This window comes from Micromonospora citrea, assembly GCF_900090315.1.
GTDB lineage: Bacteria > Actinomycetota > Actinomycetes > Mycobacteriales > Micromonosporaceae > Micromonospora > Micromonospora citrea.
Genome location: NZ_FMHZ01000002.1, coordinates 4,443,331 through 4,460,581, shown reverse-complemented (window position 1 = coordinate 4,460,581; position 17,251 = coordinate 4,443,331). Strand labels below are relative to the sequence as shown.

Genomic DNA, 17,251 nt, shown 5'->3' with positions numbered 1-17,251 from the left:
CGCCGCGACGACGGTCGGTCGCGGGGACCGGGCCGGCACGCCGCCGGTCAGTCGCGGGGACCGGGCTGGCGCGGGACGACCGGCTCGATCCGCAGGACGCCCGGGCCCAGCTCCCCGGCGGCGGCCAGCGGCAGCGTGAAGCGCGCCTCGGCCGCCGGGCCGGCCGCGTAGGACTCGCGGAGCATCCAGCGCACCTCGTCGGCCGTCCAGCCCAGCCCGGGGCGGCCGGCGATCTCCCGGACCAGACGCAGCGCCACCCGGGTGTCGTCGTCGTAGAACCGCATGCACCAGTGGTGCACCCACATGCCCAGCGCCCGGAGCCCGTCGGCGTCCAGCGAGCGCACCAGCCGGCCGCAGGCGGTGTCGCCGAACGCCCGCCCCGGGTCACCGGCCCGGTCCCGCTCGATGGCGCCGACAGCGGCCGGGGCGACCGCACGCATCCGGTCGTAGAAGCCCTGCACCACCGCGCCGTCCAGCGGGGGGTGCCCGTCCCGTGTCGACGCCGCTTCCCGACCCGCCACGCTCGCCATTGCCGCACCCCTTCTTGAGTTGGTGGCCGGACGGTACCGGCCACAACCGACACTTTCGGCGCCGGACGTCCCGTTCCCACCCGTACGACCACGTCCGATTCCCGCGAGCCGACGGCCCGGAGCAGGGGCATCATCGGTGACGTGGAATTGGACTTCGAGCGGTGCTACCGGGCCGTCGACAGCCGCGACCAGCGGTTCGACGGCTGGTTCTACACCGGCGTCACCTCGACGGGGATCTACTGCCGGCCCTCCTGCCCGGCGACGACGCCGAAGCGGCAGAACGTCCGGTTCTTCCCCTCGGCCGCGGCGGCCCAGGGCGCGGGTCTGCGCGCCTGCCGCCGGTGCCGGCCGGACGCCGCCCCGGGCTCCCCGCAGTGGGACGTCCGGGCCGACGTGGTCGGCCGGGCCATGCGGCTGATCGCCGACGGGGTGGTCGACCGGGACGGCATCCCGGGGCTGGCCGCCCGGCTCGGCTACACCGAACGGCACCTGCACCGGATGCTGCGGGCGGAGATGGGCGCCGGCCCGCTCGCCCTGGCCCGGGCGCAACGCGCGCAGACCGCCCGCACGCTGATCGAGACCACCGGCCTGGGCATGGCGGAGATCGCGTTCGCCGCCGGCTTCGGCAGCGTCCGGCAGTTCAACGACACGGTCCGGGAGGTGTACGGGAGGGCCCCGTCCGAGCTGCGCAGCGCCCGTGGCCGGTGCCGCGCCCCCGGCGGGGCGGGCACGATCACGCTGCGGCTCGCGTACCGTCCGCCGCTGCACGCGGGGGCGCTGCTGGACTTCCTCGCGCTGCGCGCGCTGCCGGGCGTCGAGGAGGTGCGCGACGGGACGTACCGCCGGGGCCTGCGGCTGCCGCACGGCGCGGGCGAGGCGACCCTGACCCCGGCGGACGGGCACGTGAGCGCCACCCTGCGGCTGACCGACATGCGCGACCTGGCTCCCGCGGTGGCCCGCTGCCGGCGCCTGCTCGATCTCGACGCCGACCCGACCGCCGTCGACGGCACCCTCGCCGCCGAGCCGGCCCTGGCCGGGGCGGTCGCCGCCGAGCCGGGGATCCGGCTGCCCCGCTCGGTCGACGGCTTCGAGATGGCCCTGCGCGCGATCGTCGGCCAGCAGGTCTCCGTGCGGTCGGCCCGCACCACCCTCACCCGCCTGCTGACCCACCTCCGTCCGCCCGCGCCGGAGGACCCCGAAGGGCCGGCGCCGTGGCTGACCGGCTTCCCCACCGCCGAGGAGGTGCTGGGGGTGCCGGACGAGGTGTTCGGGATGCCGGCGGGGCGGCGGGGCACGATCCGCGCCCTGGCCGGAGCCGTCGCCGACGGAGCGCTGGACCTCGCGCCGGGCGGGGACCGCGCGGAGACCGTGCGGCGGCTGCTGGCGCTGCCCGGGATCGGCCCGTGGACGGCGGGCTACGTCGCGATGCGCGCCCTCGGCGACCCGGACGTCCTCCTCCCCACCGACCTGGCCGTGCGCCGGGGCGCCGCCGCCCTCGGCCTGCCCGACGACCCGAAGACCCTCGACGCGTACGCCGACCGTTGGCGCCCCTGGCGCTCGTACGCGGTGATCCGACTCTGGAGAGCAGCATGAGCATGAACGACAGCACCGTCGTCGACACCCCGATCGGGCCGCTCAGCATCGTGGCCGGCCCGGACGGCCAGGTCCGCGCGGCGGGCTTCACCGGCGACCCCGAGCACCTCCTCCCCCTGGTGCACCCGACGCTGCGGGCGCCCCTGCGGCGCCGGACCGACCTGGGGCCGGTCACCGCCGCCGTGCGGGCCTACCTCGACGGCGAGCTGACCGCGATCGACGACGTGCCGGTGCAGCAGCACACCGGCGGCGTCTTCATGGCGCACGCCTGGCAGGTGCTGCGCGAGGTGAAGCCGGGCGACCCGGTGACCTACACGGCCTACGCCGGGCTCGCCGGCCGTCCCGCGGCCGTACGCGCCGCCGCCGCGGCCTGCGCCCGCAACGCTGCCGCGCTCTTCGTCCCCTGCCACCGGGTGCTGCGCACCGACGGGACGCTCGGCGGCTACCGCTGGGGGCTGGACGTGAAGAAGTGGCTTCTCGGGCACGAGCGGCCGTGACGGGAAGCTGACAGCGGCGTCGTTCACATTTGACGCTACCGTCGGGTAGTGCCTGCGGCGAGCGACGGCAACCCCGCTCCCGGGGTCGAGGCCGGCCCGCGTCCGCTGCACAGCCTCTGGCGGCTGCGCCACTACCTGCGTCCCCACGCGGCCGAGTTCGGCTGGCTGCTGCTGGCCGGGCTCGCCGCCACCGGGGCGGGCATCGCCGTACCGCTGGTCACGCAGCGGGTGGTGGACGGCCCGGTGGCCCGGCAGGATCCGGCCGGGCTGCTCCGGCTGGCCGGACTGGCCCTGCTGCTCGGCCTGGCCGAGGCGCTGCTGATCTTCATCCGACGGTGGGTGCAGTCGTCGTCCTCGATGCGGATCGAGGCGGCGATCCGCGCCGACGTCTACGCCCACCTGCAACGGCTGCCCGCGAGCTTCCACGACCGGTGGCGGTCGGGGCAACTGCTGTCCCGGATCACCAGCGACCTGTCGGTGCTGCGCCGCTTCCTCTCCTTCGGGCTGTTCTTCCTGGTCCTCAACCTGGTGACCTACCTGGCCGTGGTGGTGCTGCTGATCCGGCTGCACCCCGCGCTGGGGCTGCTGGTGGCGGCGAGCGCGGTGCCGCTGTTCCTGATCACCCGCCGCTTCGCCCGGCGCTACCACGCCGCGTCCCGCCGGATGCAGGACCAGCAGGGCGACGTGGCCACGCTGGTCGAGGAGACCGCCCAGGGCCTGCGGACGATGAAGGCGTACGGGCGGGCGCCGGAACTGGCCGCCCGGTTCGCCGTCGACGCCCGCGCGCTGCACGACACCGGGGTCGGCAAGGGCCGGCTGCTGGCCCGCACCTCCGCCCTGCTCGACCTGGTGCCGAACGTGACCCTGGGCGTGGTACTGGTGGCCGGCGCGGCGGCCGCCGCCCGTGGGGTGCTGACCATCGGCGAGCTGGTCGCGTTCGTCAGCCTCCAGCTGATGCTGATCTGGCCGGTGCAGTCGCTGGGCTGGATCATCGCCAACGGCCAGGAGGCGGCGACCGCCGCCGACCGGGTCCTCGACGTGCTGGACACCCCGCCCGCCATCGTGGACGCCCCGGACGCCGTCGCCCTGCGCCGCGCCCAGGTGCGCGGCCGGCTGCGCTTCGAGCGGGTCTCGTTCCGCTACCCGGGGACCACGACGCCGGTGCTGCGCGGCGTCGACCTGACCGTCGAGCCGGGCGAGACCGTGGCGCTGGTCGGCGCGACCGGCAGCGGCAAGAGCACCCTGCTCTCCCTGGTGCCCCGGCTGCACGAGGTGACCGGCGGCCGGGTCACCCTGGACGGGCACGACCTGCGCGAGCTGCGGCTTTCCTCGCTGCGCCGGCTGGTCGGGGTCGCCTTCGAGGAGCCGACGCTGTTCTCCATGTCGGTGTGGGAGAACCTCACGCTGGGCCGGCCGGAGGCCGGGGAGGACGAGGTCCGGGCCGCACTCGCGCTGGCCCGGGCGGAGTTCGCGTACGAGCTGCCGTGGGGGCTGGCCACCCGGGTCGGCGAGCAGGGGCTGTCGCTCTCCGGCGGGCAGCGCCAGCGGCTCGCGCTGGCCCGGGCGGTGCTCGGGCGGCCGGCGCTGCTGGTGCTGGACGACCCGCTGTCCGCGCTCGACGTGCACACCGAGGCGCTGGTGGAGACCGCGTTGAAGCGGGTGCTGCGCGACGCCACAGCCCTGCTGGTGGTGCACCGGCCCTCCACGATCGCCCTCGCCGACCGGGTGGCGCTGCTGGAGGGGGGTCGGATCACCGCCGTCGGGCGGCACTCCGACCTGCTCGCCGACGTGCCGGCGTACCGGGCGGTGCTCTCCGCCGAGCCGGCCCCCGCGCCGCCCGACGGTCGCGGCCTGGTGCGGTCGTGACCGGCGGGGCCGCCCACCCCGGCGGGGCGGATCTCACCCGGTGGCGCGGGATGGCCACCGACCCGGACGCCGACCGCAGCCGTGCCGAGGACACCTCACCCGAGGCGGTGGCCCGGCTCCGGGCCCGCAGCCGCGTGCTGCTGCGCGACCTGCTGCGCCCGCACCGGCGACGGCTGGGGCTGGCCGTCGCGCTGCTGCTCGGTCAGAACGCGGCGGCGATGGCCGGGCCGTACCTGGTGATGCTCGGCATCGACCGGGCGATCGCGCCGCTGCGGGCCGGCGAGCCCGGCCCGCTGCTGGCGGTCGCCGCCGCGTTCGCCGCCGCCTCCGCCGTCGAGTACGCGGCCCGCCGGGGCTTCCTCACCCTCTCCGCCCGGATCGGCCAGGCCGTCCTGCTCGACCTCCGCCAGCGGGTGTACGGGCACTTCCTGCGCCTGTCGGTGGCGTTCCACGAGCGGTACACCTCGGGCCGGATGGTCTCCCGGCTCACCAGCGACCTGGACGCGATCGGGGAACTGGTCGGCGGCGGCATCGACGGCCTGGTCCTGGCGGTGCTGTCGATCCTGTCGGTGGCCGCCATCCTGCTCTGGCTGGACCTGCCGCTGGCCGCGGTGACCCTGCTCGCGTTCCCGTTCCTGTTCTGCCTGTCGCGCTGGTTCGCGCGGGCGTCGGCGCACGCCTGGCGGCGCACCCGGGAGTCGATGGCTCTGGTCATCGTCCACTTCGTCGAGTCGATGCGCGGTATCCGGGCGGTGCAGGCGTTCCGCCGGGAGCCCCGCAACCAACGGATCTTCGCGACCGTCAACGACGACTACCGGGTGGCGAGCCGGCAGGCGTTCCGGCTGATGGCGACGTACTCGCCGGGGATCAAGGTGATCGGCAACGTGACCGTGGCGGTGGTGCTCTGCTACGGCGGTTGGCGGGTGCTGGGCGGGGCGACCGAGGTCGGCGTGCTGGCGGCCTTCCTGCTCTACCTGCGGCGGTTCTTCGAGCCGATGCAGGAGCTGAGCCAGTTCTACAACTCGTTGCAGTCGGCCACCGCCGCCCTGGAGAAGCTCGCCGGGGTGCTCGACGAGCGGCCGTCGGTGGCCGAGCCGGCCCGGCCCGTGCCGCTGCGCGCCGGGCCGGGGCGGGGGGCGGTCGAGTTCCGCGCGGTCACCTTCGGCTACCGGCCGGACGCGCCGATCCTGGCCGGGCTCGACCTCGCCGTCCCGGCCGGGCAGACCGTGGCCCTGATCGGGTCGACCGGCGCCGGCAAGTCGACGGTGGCGAAGCTGCTCGCCCGGTTCCACGACCCGCTCGCCGGCACGGTCAGCCTCGGCGGGGTCGACCTGCGCGACGTCGCCGACGCCGAGCTGCGCCGCGCGGTCGTGCTGGTCACCCAGGAGACCCACCTCTTCGGCGGCACCGTCGCGGAGAACATCCGCTTCGGCCGGCCGGGCGCCGACGACGCCGCCGTGGAGGCCGCCGCGCGGGCGATCGGCGCGCACGACTTCATCGCGGCCCTCCCCGACGGGTACGCCACCGAGGTGCACCGGCGCGGCGGCCGACTCTCCGCCGGCCAGCGGCAGCTCGTCGCGTTCGCCCGGGCGTTCCTGGCCGATCCGGCGGTGCTGATCCTGGACGAGGCGACGTCCTCGCTGGACGTGCCGACCGAGCGGCTGGTGCAGCGCGCGCTCGGCACCGTCCTGCGGGACCGTACCGCCCTCGTGATCGCCCACCGGCTCTCCACCGTGGAGACGGCCGACCGGGTGCTGGTGCTCGACGCCGGCCGGATCGTCGAGGACGGCCCACCCGCCCGGCTCGCCCGGGCCGGCGGCCGGTACGCCGCCCTGCACCGGCAGTGGCGCGAGTCCCTGGTGTGAGGCCGCGTGGACGACCGCGTCCGACGAACGCGCGGGGCCCACGATGATCACCGGTGCCACTAGACTCACCGCGCCGAGCGGAGCGGTTCCCAACCGTCCGCGGCGACGACGGGGAGGTACCCAGGTGCGGTTGCGACGACGGGTGGTGGTGGCCGGGGTGGTCGTCGCCTGCGCGGCGGGGGCGGCGGCCGTCGCCGGGCTTCCGTTCGGCGACGCCGGCCGGACGCCGGCCAGGCCCACCGCCGAGGCGGCCCCGGTCCGGCCGGGCGACGGCGCCGTCCCGGCGGCCGCGCCGGCCAGCGCCGACAGCGGCCTGGGCAGCCGCGCCTCAGGCGGCGGCGCCCCGCCGGGGGCGGGAGTGACCCTCCGGGCCCGCCCGCCCGCCGAGGTCGCCGAGGGCAGCCCCGCCTCCGTGGCCTACCTGCGCGACCGCTACCGGATCGACACCGACGAGGCGGTCCGGCGGCTCGCGCTCCAGGAGCTTTCCGCGCCGCTGGCCGCGTCGCTCGCGTCGCGGTTCCCCGCCGCGTACGGCGGAATGTGGCTGGACCAGGCCGCCGGGGGCGTGCTCACCGTCGCCGCCACGACCGTCGAGCCGGTCCGGGCGGCGGTCGCCGACCTGCCGGACGCGGCGCACGTCCGGGTCGTGCCGGCCCGGCATCCGCTGCGGCAGCTCACCGAGGCGGCGACCCGCCTGGCCGCCACACTCGACGCCACCGCCGGCGCCGACGTGGTCGTTGACGAGCGGGCCAACGAGGTCGTCGTGCTCACCGGTGACCGGATCCGCGCCGACGAGCCCCGGCTGGCCGACGCGCTGCGCGCAGCCGGGGTGCCGGCCCGCGCCCGGGCCCGGATCGCCGGCTCGGTGGTGCAGAAGGCGTGCGACCCGCGCGACTGCCCGCAGGCCCCGATGCGCGGCGGCATCCGGCTCGACGTGCCGCGCGACGACGGCACCGTCGGCGGCTGCACGACGGGCTTCAACGTGATCGTCGGAGTGCGGACCCCGTACGTGCTGACGGCCGGGCACTGCGTCGTCGGGGGGCGACACCAGCTCGTGGACCGCACCTGGCACCAGTTCCTCGGGCCGAAGGTGCCGGTGACCGTCGAGTCGACGAAGCCGCGGCTGGCGGAGAACGCCTACCCGTACGACTACGCGGTCATGCCGTACCAGCCCGGCGCGATCGGCAGGTGGGCGTACCCGGTGGGAGCCACCCAGGTGCCCAGCCTCGTCAACTACTGGTGCGTGCCGGACAACCCCCGCTGTGCCACCCGGGGCAGCGGTGACGTGGCGGTCACCGGGCACGTGCCGTGGAGCGCCATCCAGCCCGGCTGGGTGGTCTGCGCCACCGGCGCGGCGTACACCCCGAAGGCCGGCGAGCAGTACGTCGACTCGGGCGCCGGCGCCGGCTACCTGCCCGGCACCCGCTGCGGCGAGATCATCGGCAAGGCCAGCGGCGGCATCGACGTGCGCATCTGCGCCCGTCCGGGCGACAGCGGCGGTCCACTGTTCACCGAGGCGGACGGCAAGGCGCTGGGCATCCTGTCGCACGGCGACCCGGGCCAGGGCGCGTGCACCAACCCGAACGAGCGCAACTCCTACGCCCCGGTCTCCACGATCCTGGACCGGGCGAACGCCCTCACCGACGGCGGGCTGCGGATCCGGCTGGCCACCAAGGGCCCGGTGAGCGGCCCGGTCCCCCGCTGACCCGGCCCTCCCCGGCCTGGCGGTGCGGGAGCGTCCGCGGGGATCCCGGCGCGGCGTGGGAGTGCCGGCGCGGGGCGGGAGCGCCGGCGCAGGTCCCGGCGCGGCGCGCGCGGCAATCCCGTGGCCCGGCCGTCGGCCGCTGCCTACCATCGACGGATGACTGATACGGCGAGGACGGCCCGCGCCGGTGTCCCCGAGCGTCCGACCCTGGACGGGCTCGAGGAGACCTGGGCGCGCCGCTGGCAGGAGGAGGGCACGTACGCGTTCGACCGCTCGAAGGAGCGCTCGGACGTGTACGCGATCGACACCCCGCCGCCGACCGTATCGGGCGAGCTGCACATGGGGCACGTCTTCTCGTACACGCACACCGACCTGGTGGCCCGGTTCCAGCGGATGCGCGGGCGGGCGGTCTTCTATCCGATGGGCTGGGACGACAACGGCCTGCCGACCGAGCGGCGGGTGCAGAACGTCCACGGCGTGCGCTGCGATCCGGCGCTGCCGTACGACCCGGACTGGCGGGCCCCGCAGACCCCGGTGGACGAGGCGGCCCGCAGGGACCCGACCCCGATCTCCCGGCGGAACTTCATCGAGCTGTGCGAGCGGCTGACGATCGCCGACGAGCAGGTCTTCGAGGCGCTGTGGCGGCGGCTCGGCCTCTCCGTCGACTGGTCGCTGACGTACACGACGATCGGGCGGGCGGCCCGGGCCACCGCACAGCGCGCGTTCCTGCGCAACCTGGCCCGGGGCGAGGCCTACCAGGCGGAGGCGCCGACGCTCTGGGACGTCGGCTTCGCCACCGCCGTCGCCCAGGCGGAGCTGGAGGACCGGGAGCGGCCCGGGGCGTACCACCGGCTGCGGTTCGCCGGGCCGGGCGGGCACGAGATCCTGATCGACACCACCCGCCCGGAGCTGCTGCCGGCCTGCGTGGCGCTGGTCTGCCACCCCGACGACGAGCGGTACGCCGACCTGGTGGGCGGCACCGCGCGTACGCCGGTCTTCGGGGTGGAGGTGCCGGTGCGGGCGCACCCGCTGGCGGATCCGGCCAAGGGCACGGGCATCGCGATGGTCTGCACGTTCGGCGACCTGACCGACGTGACCTGGTGGCGGGAGCTGCGGCTGGACACCCGGGTGGTGATCGGCCGGGACGGCCGGCTGCTGCCGGACGCGCCCGCCGGGGTGCCGGCGCGGCCCTACGCGGCGCTGGCCGGGCAGACCGTAAACGGCGCCCGGCGGACGCTGGTGGGGATGCTGGCCGACGCGGGCGACCTGGTCGGCGAGCCGCGCCCGATCACCCACCCGGTGAAGTTCTACGAGCGCGGCGACCGGCCGCTGGAGATCGTCTCGACCCGGCAGTGGTACCTGCGCAACGGCGGCCGGGACGCCGAGCTGCGCGACGAGCTGCTGGCCCGGGGCGGACAGCTGCGCTGGGTGCCGGAGCACATGCGGCACCGCTACGAGCACTGGGTGGGCGGCCTGACCGGTGACTGGCTGGTCAGCCGGCAGCGCTTCTTCGGAGTGCCGGTGCCGGTGTGGTACCGGCTCGACGACGCTGGCGAGCCGGACCACACCCACCCTCTCACGCCGGACGAGTCCGCGCTGCCGGTCGACCCGTCCAGCGACGCCCCGCCCGGGTTCGAGGAGTCGCAGCGGGGCCGCCCGGGCGGCTTCGTCGGCGACCCGGACGTGCTCGACACCTGGGCCACCTCGTCGCTGACACCGCAGATCGTGGGCGGGTGGGAGACCGACCCCGACCTGTTCGCCCGGGTCTTCCCGATGGACCTGCGCCCGCAGGGGCAGGAGATCATCCGCACCTGGCTCTTCTCCACCGTGGTCCGCTCGCACCTGGAGCACGGGGTGCTGCCGTGGCGGGACGCGGTGCTCTCCGGCTGGATCCTCGACCCCGACCGCAAGAAGATGTCCAAGTCCAAGGGGAACGTGGTCACCCCGATGGCGCTGCTGGAGCAGCACGGTGCCGACGCGGTGCGGTACTGGGCGGCGAACGGCAAGCCGGGCATGGACCTCGCCTTCGACCCGGCCCAGATCAAGGTCGGCCGGCGGCTGGCGACCAAGCTGCTGAACGCGTCGAAGTTCGCCCTCGGGCTGGGCGCCGCCGACGCGCTGCGGGCACCGGCCACCGAGCCGCTGGACCGCGCCATGCTCGCCGAACTCTCCGGCGTGGTCGCCGCCGCGACGTCGGCGCTGGAGGCGTACGACCACACGGCCGCGTTGCAGGTCGCAGAGGGCTTCTTCTGGCGGTTCTGCGACGACTACATCGAGCTGGTCAAGGAGCGCGCCTACGGCTCCGGGCCGGGGGCGGACTCGGCCCGGGCGGCGCTGGCCACCGCGCTCTCGGTGCAGCTGCGGCTGTTCGCCCCGGTGCTGCCGTACGTGACCGAGGAGGTGTGGTCGTGGTGGCGCTACGGCTCGGTGCACCGCGCGACCTGGCCCACCACGTACGAGGTGGACCGGGCGATCGAGGGCACCGGCCAACCGGAGCTGCTGCGGCTGGCCGCCGACGCGCTCGGCCAGGTGCGCCGGGCCAAGTCGGAGCGGAAACTGTCGATGAAGGCGGAGGTGCCGCTGGCCGAGGCGCTCGGCCCGTCGGCCCTGCTGGAACAGCTGACCGTGATCGCCGACGACGTCCGGGCCGCCGGCCGCATCGCCAAGCTGGACCTGCTCCCCGACCGCACGTCCGAGCTCGTGATCGCCTGCGCGTTCTGACCGTGGCGCCCCGCCGCGCCCCCTACGGCGCGGCGGGGTCCAGGGCGAGGCGGGCGGACAGGTCGCGCAGACTCGCCTCGAAGACGGGCTCCACGTCGGTGTAGGCGAAGTCCAGCTGGTGCAGGACCTCCATGCACAGCAGCCCGTACAGGCGGATCCAGCAGTCGAGGAAGACGTGCGCGGCCTCGGGCGGCAACTGCCCGTCGATGGCTGCGGAGTAGGCGACCAACTGCTCGCGCAGGGACGGGGGCAGGTCGGCCAGGTCCGGCACCGGGAACGGCCGCGTCCGCCACGACTCGGCGGTCAGGTCGAGCAGGATCTGCTCGAATCGTACGGCCGCCTGGTGTCGTGCCGAGTCCGGCCGGCGGTTCGGCGCGGCGATCGGGCTGGCGAAGATCCAGCCGAACTCGGCCGGATGGGCGACGGCCCAGGCTCGCATGGCCCGGCAGGCCGCGAGGATGCGGTCGCCCACCGGGGCGTCGGCACGGGCGTCGCGGGCCTGTTCCATCGCGGCGGCCATCTCACGGAAGAAGCGGGCGGTCACCGCGCCGACCAGCTCGTCGTGGCCCGCGAAGTAGTGGTAGAGGGCCGGCCCGCTCATGCCCACCCGGCGGGCCACCGCGTTGATGGTCACCGCGGCCGATCCCTGCTCGACGAGCAGCTCGCGCGCGGCTGCGTGGATCTCCTCCAGGGTCGCCTGGCGCAGTCTCTCCCGCCTGCTGACCGGTGTCGCCATCGCCACGCCCTCCATCGCTCACCCCGCCGGTTGACATCCTAGGGCACCTATGTTTCCTTATAGCCTCTAAGTAATTTAGAGCCTCTAAGGAGAGTCGTGGCCCGTACGACGCGTAACCCCCTGACCGCCGTCTTCGGCAGGTACGCCCACGGGGCGACCATCACGGTCGCCGAGCAGGTCACGCCCACCATGCGACGCCTCCGGCTGGAGGCCGACCAGCCCGTCACCTTCCCCTGCACCCCGGGTCAGCACATCCGGATCCAGCTGACGGACCCGCTGTCGGTGGCGGGCATCCTGCGTCCCGCCGAGACACTGCGCACCTACACGATCTGGGAGCTCGGTCCCGACCGGCGGGCCATCGAACTCCGCGTCCACCTGTATCCGGGCGACGGCATCGGGTTGCGGTGGGCCCGCGCGGCCCGGGCCGGCGATCGGGTCACCTTCTGGTGGGCGCAGGGCCATTTCTTCACCCACCCGGCGCCCTACCACGTGTTCGTCGGGGAGGAGACCGCCAGCGCCGCGTTCGGGCCGATGATCCGGGCGCTGGACGCCTCGGCCGAGGTGTACGGGGTCCTGGAGAGCGAGAGCCCGGAGCACGACCTGCCCATGCCCGGGAACCGGCCGCTGCGTCGCGTCCACCGGCACGGGCGGCCGGCGGCCTCCTCCCAGGTGCTGCTCGCGGCCGTGGCCGACCTCGACCTGCCCGACGACGCCGGGGCCGCCTACGTGGCCGGCGAGGCCAGGACCTGCCAGCTGGTCCGCGACCTCCTGGTCCGCGAGCGCGGCTGGCCGCGTACCTCCGTCAAGGTCAAGCCGTTCTGGGCCCCCGGCAAGCGGGGCCTGCACTGAGTCGGTGCCGACGCCGACGCCCTCACGAGACTGACCGCCGAGAGGTGACACCGCCATGACCCTGCCACGAACCCTGACCATCCTCGTCGCGACGGTGACGACGATCGGCGCCCTCCTCGCCGACCTGGTCGTCCCCGACCTGGCGGCACAGCACGTCCACAACCCCGGTTGGCCGCCGCACGCCAAGTTCCACGACGCCCAGTACGTGGTGATGACCGTTCTCCTCGGCCTCATCGGTCTGGGGCTCGCGGCCCGGCCGGGACCGACCCTGCGCGCGCGGCTGCTCTGCGCCGACGCGGTCGTGGCCACGCCGTGGCTCGGCATGCTCGGCGCGCTGCTGTTTCCCGGGACGGCCGCCTACGACCCGGAGTTCGCCGACCGGACCGTCTTCGTCCTCGGCATGCACGGGCAGATCTTCATGGCCGTCGTCCTGCTGCTGGCCCTGGTCGGCTCGGTGGCGGGGGCCCTGCGCACGCCCGCCCGCCGCCCCGTCGAGCCGATGCCTCACGCAGCCCACTGTGCCTGCTCCGTGCCCGGGACACGCGGCCGTACGACGCTGTCGGACTGAGTCGTCTGCGACGTCAGGCGGCGGCCGTTCGCCGACACCGCCGGCTGGCCCGGGCCCGCCCCGCCCGGGTCACCAGCCGCGCAGCAGCCGCAGACCCAGCAGGAAGGCGACGACGGCGGGGCCGACCAGCAGGGTGATCGCCTGCAGGCGGTACGGCATCCGGTGCCGGGTCAGCTCCACGGCGTTGCCCAGCACGATCACCCCGGCCAGCATCAGGAACGCGCCCCACATCGGCGCGGCATCGACGCCGACCAGGTCGACGCGGGTCAGTTGCAGCGTCCCGCCGAGCAGCACGGCGCCGGCCAGCGCCAGCAGGGAGACCGCCCGGTGCAGCCCCCGGGCCAACGGATGGACCAGCCGCCAGCGGTAGGTGCCGGCGACCGCCAGGCACGGCAGGATGATCATCAGGGGCCAGCCCCGCCCGAACACGCCGAACATCAGCAGCGCCCCGACCGCGAACACCAGCGCGCCGAGGCAGGCGACCACGTAGCCGGCGAAGGCCCGCCCGCCGCCCCTGGCCAGCAGCGGCCCGCCGGTGGCGGCGATCAGCGCGCCGGGAATCAGCACGAACCCCGCCCACCAGTGGAAGTGCCCGGTGGCCTGTGCGGCAGTGGTGGTCGCCGCCGCCGCCAACCCGGCCACCGCCAGGCTCACCATCCAGTGCCGACCGGCACCCGGATAGGCCTCCCGCGACATCACAAGCCCCGTCTCCGCGCTCACTCCGTGAGCCTCGCTCAGCCGCCCGGCCCGGTCCATCCGGGCAGCCCTACCATCGCCGGGTCGGGCTGCCCGGAGGCCGTCAGGTCGCGTCCCGGAGGGCCGGCCCGGCCCGTCGGGGTCAGCTCGTCTCGCCGGCCACGCTGAAGGAGCGCAGCCGGTCGATCGCCAGCACGGTGAAGCCCGCGCTGATCAGCGCGGCCATCACCGCCGCCACCGGCACCGAGACGCCGGCCTCCAGCAGCCCGGTCGGGGCCATCCGGTCGGCGAGGGCGATCACGTACTGCTGGATGGAGAGCACCTTGGTGCCGCTGACGACGTTGCCGAGCAGCCCCTCCCAGATCAGCACGTAGACCAGGCCCAGCAGCACCGGCCGCCGGGTGAGCATGCTGAGCGCCACGAACAGCGCCGAGTACGCCAGCGCGCCGACCGCCGACGCGGCGGCGAGCGCCAGCCCGAGGCGCGCCGAGTCGGCCAGCACGCCCGCCACGTAGAGCGGCACGGCGACGGTGACCGCGGTGACGCCGGTGGCCACCGCCAACTTGGGCAGCACGATCTGCCAGCGCGGCAGCGGCTTGGTGAGGATGTGCACGACCGTGCCGTCGTCGATCTCGGCGCCGAGCACGCCGGTGCCGACGATGAGCGCGACCACCGGCAGCACCACGGCGAGGCCGAGGCCGACCAGCACCGGCGGGCCCCACTGGCCCGGGTCCACCCCGAGCGAGCGGGAGAGCACGGCGAGCAGCACCAGCACCACGGGCAGCGGCAGCAGCAGGAGGAACCGGCGACGCCCGAACAGCCCCCGCACGGTGATCCAGGAAACGGTAGACATGGGTTCAGGCCTCCACCAGGTAGGAGAAGACGCTCTCCAGGGACTCGTCCTCGGGCACCAGTTGCCGTACCCGGATGCCCTGCGCCAGGGCGATCTTCGGCAGGACGCGGGTGAACGCCCCGTAGTCGCCGGCCCGCACCGTGAGCCCGGTGCGGCCCAGCTCGACGCCGGTCACCGACGCCTCGGCCATCAGCGCCACGGCGAGCGCCCGGTCGTCGGTCGAGTGGACGGCGAAGACGTGCGGCCGGTTGGTCATCAGCCGGCGGATGGTGCGGAAGTCGCCGGAGGCGGCCAGCCGGCCGGCCACCATCACCTGGACGGTGCCGGAGACCTGCTCGACCTCCTCCAGGATGTGCGAACTGAACAGGATCGTGCGGCCCGCGTCGCCGAGGCGGTGCAGCAGCTCCATCATGTGCAGCCGCTGGCGCGGGTCCATCCCGTTGAACGGCTCGTCCAGCAGCAGCACCTGCGGCTCGTGCACCAGCGCCGCCGCCACCCGGGCGCGCTGCCGCATGCCCTTGGAGTACGTGCCGATCCGGCGGTCCTGCGCGCCCTCCAGCTCGACCAGGGCGATGGCCCGGCGGGCCGCCTCCGCCGGGTCGGGCAGCCGGTGCAACTTGGCGCTGGCCAGCACGAACTCGTGCGCGGTGAGGAAGGTGTGCACCGCCTCCCGCTCGCTCACCAGCCCCAGCCGGCGGTAGACCTCCGGGTTGCGCCAGGTGGGCCGGCCGTCGAGGGTGACCGCGCCCCGGGACGGGGCGAGGAAGCCGGCCATCATGTGCAGCAGGGTGGTCTTGCCGGCCCCGTTCGGGCCGAGCAGCCCGGTCACGCCGGGGCCGAGGCGCATGCTGACGTCGTTGACCGCGACCACGTTGCCGTACCAGCGGGAGACGCCGGCGAGGTCCAGGGTGCTGGTGGCGGCGGGAGTGCCCGCCGCCGGGTCGGCGCTGATCGTGGTCATCGGGCGGCCACCTTCCGGTATCGCAGCAGCAGCAGGGCCACGCAGCCGGCCACGAGCAGCACGGCGGCGGCCGCGTAGACGGGGCCGAAGTCGCCGATCGGTAGCCCGCCGCCCTGGCTCGCCGGCACCAGCAGGTCGCCGAGCGCCCAGGCGCCCACGCCGCCCACCAGCGTCGACGGCGAGGCGAGGAAGGCCAGCTCGTTGACCGCCTGGGAGGGCATGATCGACAGGGTGCCGACGATCGGGGTCGTCATCAGGAACACGGCCACGATCCCGCCGGCCGCGAACGCCCGCTTGCCGGTGAGCGAGGCGACCAGCAGGCCGACCGAGGCGAAGACCACCGCCCACAGCCCGGCGTAGAGCAGCCCGGGCAGCAGGTCGAGCAGCTCGTTCCAGACCCCGCGCATGCCGTCGCCGGTGGTGAAGGCGGCGCCCAGGAACATCACCAGCTGCGGCCCGCCGAGCAGCAGCCAGAGCGCGGTCGCCAGCGCCAGCAGCTTGGCCAGCGGGTAGTCCGAACGTGGCAGCGGCCGGGAGAAGTAGAGCGGCAGCACCCCGCTGCGCAGGTCCCGCGAGACCAGCTCGGGCGCCACCACCGCGACGAAGAAGATGACCAGCCAGCTCATGTTGTCGGCGAACTGGGCGTACGTCATCACCGCCTCGCCGATCTGGCTGCGCACGGCGGTGAGCCCGGCGGCCACCACGGTGACGATGGCGACCACCAGCCAGGGAAAGATCTTGGCCTTGGCGCTGCGGCCCAGCCCGAACGCCGTCCGCAGGCCGTGCAAATAGAGCGCGCCGAAGACGGCCCGGCGGCCCAGCCGTGGGCCGGTGTAGCGCTGGTAGCCGATGTCGTGGATGACGCCGGTCGGCTCAGGCATGGCTGGGCTCCCTCGTGGCGAAGAGCTCGGCCACCCGGTGCCGGCGCTGGTCCAGCCGGTGCAGCGGCAGGTCCAGCTCGGCGACCGCGCCGAGGATCAGGTCGTAGGTGGCGTCGTCGGCCAGCTCGACGAGGAGCAGCCGGCCGTCGCGGCGTACCGGCAGGTCGAGCGCGGCGAGGCGGGCGGCGAGTTCGTCGGTGCCCTCGCTGACCTCGACGGCGAGCACGTCGGTGGCGGAGGTCATGGCCGAGATGTGGTCGGCGCGCAGCAGCCGCCCGCCGTCGATGGCGACGAGCGTGTCGCAGATCCGCTCCACCTCGCCGAGCAGGTGCGAGCAGACCAGCACGGAGATGCCGAACTCGGTGCCGATCCGCTGCACCAGGGCCAGCATGGCGTCGCGGCCGGCCGGGTCGAGGCCGTTCGTCGGCTCGTCGAGCAGCAGCAGGTCGGGGTCGTGCACCAGGGCCTGGGCGAGCTTCACCCGCTGCTTCATGCCCGTCGAGTAGCCGCCGACGGGGCGGTAGCGCTCCTCGTAGAGCCCGACGTGCCGCAGCGCCTCGGAGGCCCGCTCCCGGGCCACGGTGCGCGGCAGCCCGCTCATCCGGCCGAGGTGGGTGACCAGCTCGGCGGCGGAGAGATCGGGCGGCAGGGCGTCGTGCTCCGGCATGTAGCCCACCCGGGCGCGGACCCGGGCGGAGTCGGTGGCCGGGTCGAGGCCGAGCACCCGGACCCGCCCGCTGGTCGGGGCGAGGAGGCCGAGCAGGATCTTGATCAGGGTCGACTTGCCGGCGCCGTTCGCACCGACCAGCCCGATGATGCCCGGCTCGACCGCGACGGTCAGGTCGGCCAGCGCGGTGACCCCACCCCCGTACGTCTTGGTCAGCGACTCGGTCGCTATCAGTGTCACGACGCCCAGCCTAGGAGGCGGAA

At 75.0% G+C, this 17,251-nt stretch carries 15 protein-coding genes; 8 read left to right on the top strand and 7 right to left on the bottom strand.

The window, feature by feature from the left end:
- Positions 1 to 47 precede the first annotated feature (47 nt).
- Complete coding sequence (locus GA0070606_RS20515; protein ID WP_091103038.1) at positions 48 to 530, bottom strand: hypothetical protein; 483 nt, start codon at positions 528 to 530, stop codon at positions 48 to 50.
- A gap of 141 nt (positions 531 to 671) precedes the next feature.
- Here GA0070606_RS20515 and GA0070606_RS20510 point away from each other — a divergent pair, with 141 nt between their 5' ends.
- The 6 genes from GA0070606_RS20510 (at position 672) to valS (ending at position 10,777) form a co-directional block, all read left to right on the top strand.
- Positions 672 to 2,123, top strand: a complete 1,452-nt coding sequence (locus GA0070606_RS20510; RefSeq protein ID WP_091103035.1) for a DNA-3-methyladenine glycosylase 2 family protein — start codon at positions 672 to 674, stop codon at positions 2,121 to 2,123.
- On the top strand, positions 2,120 to 2,620 hold the full coding sequence (locus GA0070606_RS20505) for a methylated-DNA--[protein]-cysteine S-methyltransferase (protein WP_091103032.1): 501 nt from the start codon (positions 2,120 to 2,122) through the stop codon (positions 2,618 to 2,620). Before GA0070606_RS20510 ends, GA0070606_RS20505 begins: the two co-directional genes overlap by 4 nt.
- A 48-nt stretch (positions 2,621 to 2,668) precedes the next feature.
- Positions 2,669 to 4,486: an ABC transporter ATP-binding protein gene (locus GA0070606_RS20500; RefSeq protein WP_091103030.1), complete on the top strand. Its 1,818-nt coding sequence runs from the start codon at positions 2,669 to 2,671 to the stop codon at positions 4,484 to 4,486.
- Positions 4,483 to 6,351 carry an ABC transporter ATP-binding protein gene (locus GA0070606_RS20495; protein WP_425413062.1) on the top strand — a complete coding sequence of 623 codons (1,869 nt, stop codon included), beginning with the start codon at positions 4,483 to 4,485 and terminating at the stop codon, positions 6,349 to 6,351. The genes GA0070606_RS20500 and GA0070606_RS20495 overlap by 4 nt, the downstream gene beginning before the upstream one ends.
- Positions 6,352 to 6,475: 124 nt before the next feature.
- A complete protein-coding gene (locus GA0070606_RS20490; protein WP_141721747.1) occupies positions 6,476 to 8,056 on the top strand; it encodes a trypsin-like serine protease in 1,581 nt (526 codons plus the stop codon).
- A gap of 156 nt (positions 8,057 to 8,212) precedes the next feature.
- Positions 8,213 to 10,777, top strand: a complete 2,565-nt coding sequence (gene valS / locus GA0070606_RS20485; RefSeq protein WP_091103025.1) for a valine--tRNA ligase — start codon at positions 8,213 to 8,215, stop codon at positions 10,775 to 10,777.
- A 22-nt stretch (positions 10,778 to 10,799) separates the two neighbouring features.
- Here valS and GA0070606_RS20480 read toward each other — a convergent pair whose 3' ends face one another.
- Positions 10,800 to 11,513: a TetR/AcrR family transcriptional regulator gene (locus GA0070606_RS20480; protein WP_091107940.1), complete on the bottom strand. Its 714-nt coding sequence runs from the start codon at positions 11,511 to 11,513 to the stop codon at positions 10,800 to 10,802.
- Positions 11,514 to 11,609: 96 nt separating this feature from the next.
- Here GA0070606_RS20480 and GA0070606_RS20475 point away from each other — a divergent pair, with 96 nt between their 5' ends.
- Complete coding sequence (locus GA0070606_RS20475; RefSeq protein ID WP_091103022.1) at positions 11,610 to 12,362, top strand: siderophore-interacting protein; 753 nt, start codon at positions 11,610 to 11,612, stop codon at positions 12,360 to 12,362.
- A 55-nt stretch (positions 12,363 to 12,417) separates the two neighbouring features.
- Entirely contained in the window at positions 12,418 to 12,930 is a 513-nt protein-coding gene (locus tag GA0070606_RS20470) for a DUF6640 family protein (RefSeq protein WP_218106033.1), read from the top strand.
- Positions 12,931 to 12,999: 69 nt separating this feature from the next.
- Here the strand turns inward: GA0070606_RS20470 and GA0070606_RS20465 are convergent, their stop codons facing one another.
- The 5 genes from GA0070606_RS20465 to GA0070606_RS20445 all read right to left on the bottom strand — a co-directional run bounded on the left by GA0070606_RS20465 (position 13,000) and on the right by GA0070606_RS20445 (position 17,228).
- Positions 13,000 to 13,650, bottom strand: coding sequence for a hypothetical protein (locus GA0070606_RS20465; protein WP_245724749.1), 651 nt, complete (start codon positions 13,648 to 13,650; stop codon positions 13,000 to 13,002).
- Between the two features lie 118 nt (positions 13,651 to 13,768).
- Positions 13,769 to 14,479, bottom strand: a complete 711-nt coding sequence (locus GA0070606_RS20460; RefSeq protein ID WP_091103018.1) for an ABC transporter permease — start codon at positions 14,477 to 14,479, stop codon at positions 13,769 to 13,771.
- 4 nt (positions 14,480 to 14,483) lie between these two features.
- Entirely contained in the window at positions 14,484 to 15,440 is a 957-nt protein-coding gene (locus tag GA0070606_RS20455) for an ABC transporter ATP-binding protein (protein ID WP_091103014.1), read from the bottom strand.
- Positions 15,437 to 16,321, bottom strand: a complete 885-nt coding sequence (locus tag GA0070606_RS20450) for an ABC transporter permease subunit (RefSeq protein ID WP_091103010.1) — start codon at positions 16,319 to 16,321, stop codon at positions 15,437 to 15,439. The genes GA0070606_RS20455 and GA0070606_RS20450 overlap by 4 nt, the downstream gene beginning before the upstream one ends.
- A complete protein-coding gene (locus GA0070606_RS20445; protein ID WP_091103007.1) occupies positions 16,314 to 17,228 on the bottom strand; it encodes an ABC transporter ATP-binding protein in 915 nt (304 codons plus the stop codon). The genes GA0070606_RS20450 and GA0070606_RS20445 overlap by 8 nt, the downstream gene beginning before the upstream one ends.
- Positions 17,229 to 17,251: the final 23 nt, after the last annotated feature.

What these genes read in the sequence shown, in the direction of transcription:
- GA0070606_RS20515 (WP_091103038.1), bottom strand. Translation starts at nt 530, where the DNA reads ATGGCGAGCGTGGCGGGTCGGGAAGCGGCGTCGACACGGGACGGGCAC.
- GA0070606_RS20505 (WP_091103032.1), top strand. Translation starts at nt 2,120, where the DNA reads ATGAGCATGAACGACAGCACCGTCGTCGACACCCCGATCGGGCCGCTC.
- valS (WP_091103025.1), top strand. Translation starts at nt 8,213, where the DNA reads ATGACTGATACGGCGAGGACGGCCCGCGCCGGTGTCCCCGAGCGTCCG.
- GA0070606_RS20480 (WP_091107940.1), bottom strand. Translation starts at nt 11,513, where the DNA reads ATGGCGACACCGGTCAGCAGGCGGGAGAGACTGCGCCAGGCGACCCTG.
- GA0070606_RS20470 (WP_218106033.1), top strand. Translation starts at nt 12,418, where the DNA reads ATGACCCTGCCACGAACCCTGACCATCCTCGTCGCGACGGTGACGACG.
- GA0070606_RS20460 (WP_091103018.1), bottom strand. Translation starts at nt 14,479, where the DNA reads ATGTCTACCGTTTCCTGGATCACCGTGCGGGGGCTGTTCGGGCGTCGC.
- GA0070606_RS20455 (WP_091103014.1), bottom strand. Translation starts at nt 15,440, where the DNA reads ATGACCACGATCAGCGCCGACCCGGCGGCGGGCACTCCCGCCGCCACC.
- GA0070606_RS20450 (WP_091103010.1), bottom strand. Translation starts at nt 16,321, where the DNA reads ATGCCTGAGCCGACCGGCGTCATCCACGACATCGGCTACCAGCGCTAC.